The organism is Oceanobacillus salinisoli (assembly GCF_009733865.1).
Classification (GTDB): domain Bacteria; phylum Bacillota; class Bacilli; order Bacillales; family Amphibacillaceae; genus Oceanobacillus; species Oceanobacillus salinisoli.
The window spans coordinates 1-1,384 of record NZ_WOFB01000063.1 but is presented as its reverse complement, the minus strand read 5'-3'; the positions used below and the strand labels follow the sequence as shown (position 1 = coordinate 1,384).

At 31.9% G+C, this 1,384-nt stretch carries 2 protein-coding genes; both read right to left on the bottom strand.

Annotation, left to right across the window (positions count from 1 at the left end):
* Positions 1-63: 63 nt before the first annotated feature.
* Complete coding sequence (locus GMJ66_RS20285) at positions 64-489, bottom strand: DUF4395 domain-containing protein (protein WP_156292123.1); 426 nt, start codon at positions 487-489, stop codon at positions 64-66.
* A gap of 278 nt (positions 490-767) precedes the next feature.
* Entirely contained in the window at positions 768-989 is a 222-nt protein-coding gene (locus GMJ66_RS20280) for a DUF2187 family protein (RefSeq protein WP_156292122.1), read from the bottom strand.
* Positions 990-1,384: the final 395 nt, after the last annotated feature.

Here is a 1,384-nt window from a genome sequence, read left to right as displayed (position 1 = left end):
TATATCCTATTTGTCCATTATAAGGGGGGCGTTCACTGTTACTTCCCGAATTTTGTCGAATAGTTATTTTTGCGCTCTACGATATTGGTACTGCTTCCATTGATAAAGTATAAAACATCCAATACAAAATCCTAAAATAGCTACAAATGCAGCAATCGCAACCATCACAGTAAAAATATAACCGACTATATACCAGCCAAACACAAAGCTAAGAAATCCAGCACCAAGAAATATTACTGCTATTTTTTGATTAAATGCCTGCTGCTCCCAATCTTCTGGAATATATTGGCTTTGCTCTTTTTTAAGGAATCTCCTAGCAAATATGATAATAGGGTTTTTACCAAAAATTATCCCACTCAAACCCGCAAGAAAAGGTAAAATTAATATCCAAAATTGGCCTGTGAACCAAGTTAATAAAACAGAAGTTACAATAAACCACTGGTTTGTTTTAACAAGAGGACGAGGAATAGAACGAACAACTTCACTCAATCTAAATACCAACCTTTCATATAAGTTTAATTATATTATATTTCAAAGCCCCCTAACTGTCACTCTTTCTTTTTTTCTAATAGCTTTGTAAGTAAGTTTGCTAATTAGAATAAGTCGGCATTGCTCATCTTTTAGTGAATGTGTTAGCTTCTTATACCTGTTATATTAAAATTTTGGCTACGTCGAATCCTCTCTACTTCTTGACCAAAATTTTATATTCCCAGTGTATAAAAAAAGAATCCATCCTTTTAACGGAATAGATTCTTTCACTTATGTTTTTACTTCTTTACACGTTTATAATTTTTATGATTAACAACCGTTTTTATCGGCTCACCAGTTTCAGGATGTTTACCAACTTGGATAATAACAGAGTTTTCTCTTACTAATAGTACTTTTCCCTGCTTTCCCTTTTGTTCTCCTTTTACTACTTTTATTGTTTCTCCTTCACTCACCTTTTTAACAGCTTTACTTTCCTTTTCTGTTTTTTCTTCCTCTGCCATTATGGTTTCCTCCTTTATTAAGGCTCTTCTTATTTTAGTAACAAACATTAAAAATCATTCATCAACAATAAATTACCATATTACTAAGATACTTTACTTTTTAATATAATTCCTTTGTCCTATATAATGTATCAAAAAATTTATGTAACCTCATTTACAAGCAACTGCATATTGTTAAAATCTTCTTTATTTTTACCAAATCCCTCTATGTATTTATATGGGATTTGTTATATTATTTGTCGTTAATTCATTTATACAAAGGATCATTATGTATAATAAAAAAGACAGGATATAAATTTTTCTATACCCTATCCTGTCTCTTATGTATTGCCTGGCAACGTCCTACTCTCGCAGGAGGAACCCCCAACTACCATCGGCGCTGGAGAGCTTAACTT

Excerpts from the sequence above, each read along its gene's own strand:
- GMJ66_RS20280 (WP_156292122.1), bottom strand. The coding sequence starts at position 989 with ATGGCAGAGGAAGAAAAAACAGAAAAGGAAAGTAAAGCTGTTAAAAAG.